This is a genomic window from Micromonospora sp. NPDC049580 (assembly GCF_040675595.1).
Lineage (GTDB): Bacteria > Actinomycetota > Actinomycetes > Mycobacteriales > Micromonosporaceae > Micromonospora.
The window spans coordinates 1-5,135 of sequence record NZ_JBFAPG010000459.1; the positions used below are offsets into that span (position 1 = coordinate 1).

At 72.8% G+C, this 5,135-nt stretch carries 2 protein-coding genes and 1 pseudogene; 1 reads left to right on the forward strand and 2 read right to left on the reverse strand.

Annotated features, from left to right (window positions below):
- Window positions 1–1,528 (reverse strand): M28 family peptidase (locus tag AB0J68_RS26790; protein WP_363941069.1); only part of this gene is annotated, 1,528 nt, incomplete at its 3' end.
- A 206-nt stretch (window positions 1,529–1,734) separates the two neighbouring features.
- On the opposite strand from AB0J68_RS26790, the gene AB0J68_RS26795 reads away from it, so the two are divergent.
- Window positions 1,735–4,647: an ATP-binding protein gene (locus AB0J68_RS26795; protein WP_363941071.1), complete on the forward strand. Its 2,913-nt coding sequence runs from the start codon at window positions 1,735–1,737 to the stop codon at window positions 4,645–4,647.
- Window positions 4,648–4,662: 15 nt separating this feature from the next.
- Here AB0J68_RS26795 and AB0J68_RS26800 read toward each other — a convergent pair.
- A pseudogene (locus tag AB0J68_RS26800) lies at window positions 4,663–5,135 on the reverse strand (hypothetical protein); the annotation flags it as partial.

Genomic DNA, 5,135 nt, shown 5'->3' on the forward strand with positions numbered 1-5,135 from the left:
CGACGTGCAGCCAGAACGACAGCGTGTAGCTGGCGCAGCCGGCCGGCACGGTCACCGACTGGGACAGGGTGTCGGTGTGAGCGGTGCCGTACCCGTCGAGCCACGCCTTGTACGACCCGGTCCGGGCCGGCTGACTGCTGGAGTTGGTGATCACGCCGGAGGACGCGGTCCACGGCGTGCTGCCGCTCTCGAAGCCACCGTTGCCGATCACCTGCCCGCCGGCGCAGCCGCCGGTGCCGGTCACCGTGAGGGTGAGGCTGGCCGTCCGGGCCACCGACCCGGTGCCGGTGACCGTGACGGTGACGGTGCCCGTGGCGGCGCTGGCCGACGCGGTCAGGGTCAGCGTGGCCGACCCGCCGGAGGTCACCGACGACGGGCTGAAGGAGACGCTCACCCCGCTGGGCGCCCCGGACGCGGTGAGGCTGACCGTCTGCGCGGAGCCGGCGGTGGTCGCGGTGCCGACCGTGGCGGTGGCGCTGGCGCCCCGGGCGACGGTGAGCGCGGTCGGGCTGACCGAGATCGAGAAGTCGTTGGTCGGGGTGCCGCCGCCCACGGCGAGCTGCCACAGCGCGTACGCGACGCCGTCCGCGGCCCGGTTCAGCACCGTGGCGCTGACGTTGGCGGTGGTGTCGCAGGAACGGTGGTAGCACGAGTCGTAGGCGGCGTTGGCCGTGCCGCCCCACTTGGCCGCCTGGGTGCTCGTCTTACGGGCGCTCGCGCCCGCGGCGTAGCCGGAGGTGGGGATGCCGGCCTGCTGGAAGTAGTAGTCGTCGGAGCGGCCCTGACCCTCGACGTTCTCCTCCGGTTGCAGCCCCAGCGAGTCCCAGTACGCCTTCAGCGGCGCCGCCGTCGTGGAGGTGATCCGGTTGATGAAGTAGCCACCGTTGGTCGAGCCGACCATGTCGAAGTTGTAGTAGCCCTTGATGTAGCCGCGCTGGGTGGCGCTGAGCGAGTTCACGTAGAACCGGGAGCCGTTCAGGCCCTGCTCCTCGTCGGTCCACCAGGCGAACCGGACCTTCTTCGTCATGGTCGGGTTCTGCGCGGCGAGGACCAGCGCGTTCTCCAGCAGGGTGGCCGAGCCGGAGCCGTTGTCGTTGATGCCCGGGCCGGCCGAGACGCTGTCGAGGTGGGCGCCGAACATCACCACCTGGTCGGCCGGGCCGCCGGGCCACTCGGCGATGAGGTTGTTCGAGGGGTACGTGCAGCTGGAGCAGGTCTGCTCGCTGACGGTGTAGCCGGCGGCCTGGAGCTTGCTCTTCACGTAGCTGACCGAGGCGGTGTAGCCGGCCGAGCCGGCCCGCCGGTTGCCGCCGTTGCTGCTGGCGATGGAGTTGAGCTGGGTCAGGTGCGCCTGGACGTTGGTGACGGAGATGTCCGGCGCCGCCAGGACGGCGGCGGACGCGGCGATCGGCCGGGCCGCTGTCGTCGGGGCGGAGGGTGACGCGGTCACCGGCTGGGCGGCCAGCGTCACCGTCATCCCGGTGAACACGGTGAGCGCGATTCCCGCGCTCAGCGTTCTGCCTCTCATGGGGGCTCCTCGGGGGTTGGAGAGATAACCGAGACACTTACAGAGATCTATGTCGTCGGCATCGGACGTTCGTCCCGAACCCCCACCGGTTCGACGATGGGTACCGACGTCGGCACAGGTGAGTAGAGGTGCCAGGATGGGTAGGTAACGCCAGCAGGGGTCGTCGGGCCCGGAACGGGGGGCTTAGCGATGAGGCCGGGTCGAGCGTGACACGACCCCGCACCGACCTGTTCGACGACGGCGGTGACACCGGACGGCTGATGGCCGAGCTGAACTGGGCCGACACCCCGCTGGGCGCGGTGTCGAGCTGGCCGCAGAGCCTGCGTGCGGCCGTACGGGTGGTGCTCTCCTCCCGTTACCCCATGCTCCTGCTCTGGGGCGACCGCCTCTCCCAGCTCTACAACGACGCGTACTCCGCCCTGATCGGCGACAAGCACCCCGCCGCGCTCGGCGACGACGTGCGGGTGACCCTGGCCGAGGGCTGGGACGTCCTCGCGCCCCTGATCCAGCAGGCCATGGCGACCGGGGTGGCCAGTTGGGTGCCCGCTCTGCAGCTCCTGCTGGAGCGCGCCGGCTACCGCGAGGAGGCGTACTTCAGCGTCTCGCACGCCCCCGCCCGCGACGACGACGGCCGCACCGTCGGCGTGCTGACGGTGTGCAGCGAGGTCACCGAGCAGGTCGTCGGCGAACGGCGACTGCGACTGCTGCGCGACCTGAGCCTGCGCGGCGACGGGCGCACCGTCGACGTCGAGGCCACCTGCGCCCGGCTGATCGACGCGATCGGCGACCACCCACTGGACGTGCCGTTCGCCGCGATCTACCTGCGCGACGGCGCGTTGCTGCGCCGGACGGCCTGCGCGGGCGGTGACGCGGGTCACCCCACGGTGGCCGGGGCGCTGCCGGACGTCGTCGACCTGGCCGACCCGAGCCCGGCGGCCCGCGCCTGGGCGCTCCCGGACGCCGCGCAGGGTCGGCCCACCGACGTGACGGGCGTCGCGGATCGACTGCCCCTGCCCGCCGGCCCGTGGGGCGATGCCACTCGCACCGCGCTGGCACTGCCGCTGCCCTCGGCCGCCGAGGACCAGCCGCTCGGCGTCCTGCTGGCCGGCGTCAGCCCCAACCGGAAGCTGGACGAGGCGTACCGCTCCTTCTACCAACTGCTGACCCAACAGGTCTCCATTGCGGTACGCAACGCGAAGGAGTACGAGCAGGAGCGGCGCCGGGCCGAGACGCTGGCCGAGCTGGACCGGGTGAAGACCACCTTCTTCACCAACGTCAGCCACGAGTTCCGTACGCCGCTGACCCTCATGCTCGGGCCGCTCGCCGACGCGCTCGCCGACACCGCCGCGCCGCTGGCACCCGGGCAAAGGGAGCGGGTGGAGACCGCCTGGCGCAATGCCACCCGGCTGTTGACCCTGGTCAACAGCCTGCTCACCTTCTCCAGCCTGGAGGCCGGCCGGGCTCGCAGCGACGCCCGCGAGGTCGACCTCGCCGCGCTCACCGCGGAGCTGGCAAGCGTCTTCCGGGCCGCCGTGGAACGGGCCGGCCTGGCTCTGGAGGTCGACTGCCCGCCGCTGCCCCGGCCGGTCACCGTCGACCCGGTCAACTGGGAACGCATCGTCACCAATCTGCTGTCCAACGCCCTGAAGTACACGTTCATCGGCCGGATCCGGATCGCCGTGGACGCCGACCACGACGAGGTACGCCTCACCGTCGCCGACACCGGAATCGGCATCGCCGACGCGGACCTGCCGAAGCTCTTCGAGCGCTTCCACCGGGTGCAGGGCACGCGCTCGCGCAGCCACGAGGGCACCGGCATCGGCCTGGCCCTGGTTCACGAGCTGACCCGGCTGGAGGGCGGCGAGGTCCGGGTGACCAGCCAGGTGGGTGCCGGCACCGCCTTCACCGTGGCCCTGCCGTGGTCGGCGGCGCGGCGCGCGGTGACGACCGGGCCGGCACTCAACGGGCGGGGCGACATGGCCCGCGCCGCCGTTTCAGAGGCGGTGGGCTGGCTGACCGACCCGGCCGGCAGCATCGCCGAGCCCGTCGCGGCGCCCGGCCCGGCCGCCGACGAGTTGACCGGCGCCCGGATCCTGGTGGCCGACGACAACAGCGACATGCGCGCGTACCTGAGTCGGCTGCTCGCCGGTCAGGGCTGGCGGGTGCGGTCGGTCACCGACGGTCGGCAGGCCCTCGACGCGATCCACCGGGACCCGCCGGACCTCGTGCTCACCGACGTGATGATGCCGGTGCTGGACGGCTTCGACCTGGTACGCCGACTACGCGCCGACCCGGCGACCCGGGCGCTGCCGGTGCTGGTGCTCTCCGCCCGGGCCGGCGAGGAGGCCAGCGTGGTGGGCCTGAGCCTCGGCGCCGACGACTACCTGGTGAAGCCGTTCGCCGCCGCGGAGCTGATCGCCCGCGTCCGGGCTGCCATCCGCCGCGCCCGCACCGACCCGTCCGGCGACGACGCCACCGCGCGGACCGCCGACGACAGCCTGAGCGCGGCCGACGCCCCGAGGTCGACGCGACCCGCCGGGGCAATCGCCGTCGCGCCCGCTCCGCCGGTGGCGGAGCCCGCCGAGAGCGCACCCGTCGAGAGCGCCGCCGCCGTACCGGCCAACGACGAACCAACCAACGCCGAACCAGCCGGCGGGGAACCGGCCAACGCCGAACCAGCCCACGGAGAACCGGCCGGCGGGTCCGTGGTCGGCACGGCCGACGACGGGCTCGGCGACATCCTGGCCGCGGAGTGGACGTACCCGTCCGTGCCCACCTCGGCGGCCGCCATGCGCCAGGACGTCCGGCTGGCGTTGGACGAGCTGGACGTCCACACGGACGTGTTGCAGGATCTGCTGCTCGCCGCGTCCGAGGCGATGAACAACGCCGTCGAGCACGCACAACGACCCAGCCGCCCCGAGGTGCGGGTCCGGCTCCAGGTGGGTGCCGACCGGGTCCGGATCTCGGTACGCGACTTCGGCACCTGGCGGGACCGTCGGCCGGCCATGGACCGGGGCCGGGGCGCACTGTTGATGAACGCCTACGGCGACGTACGACTGGTCTCCACCGGCGAGGGGACGACGGTGACCATCGAGCGCCGGCTGACCGACCCGGCCTGAGTCACCGCCAGCGCCTCAGAGCCGACGGCCCCCGCGGTCACGGGCGACGATGCCGTCCAGGCGCTCCCCCGGCGTCAGCGTGGCCGGGTCGAACCAGAAGATCACCACCTGCTTGTCGATGCTCCAGCGCGCCACCCGGGCATCGACCTGCCGACCGGCCACCGTGCCGATGATCCGCTCGGCGGGGCCGACGAAGTAGCCGAAGGTGGGCACCGGCACGGCCGACGAGCGCTCGTCGTAGCCGATCTGGTGGAACCCGGGGCTGCGGTCGGCGCCCTCGACGTCGTTGACCAGGATGTCCGTGCTCAACGTGCCGTCGGGGGCGCGACGACCGGCGGCCAACCCGATGGTCACCTTGGGCTCGCCGGGCACCGACACCGCGACGACGTAGTAGACCCGCCAGTCGGCGCCGTGCCGCACCCCCGTGTCGATCAGCTTGCCCAGGGGTTTCGGACCTGGCACCCCGGGGGCCACCGTCTGCGGTGGTG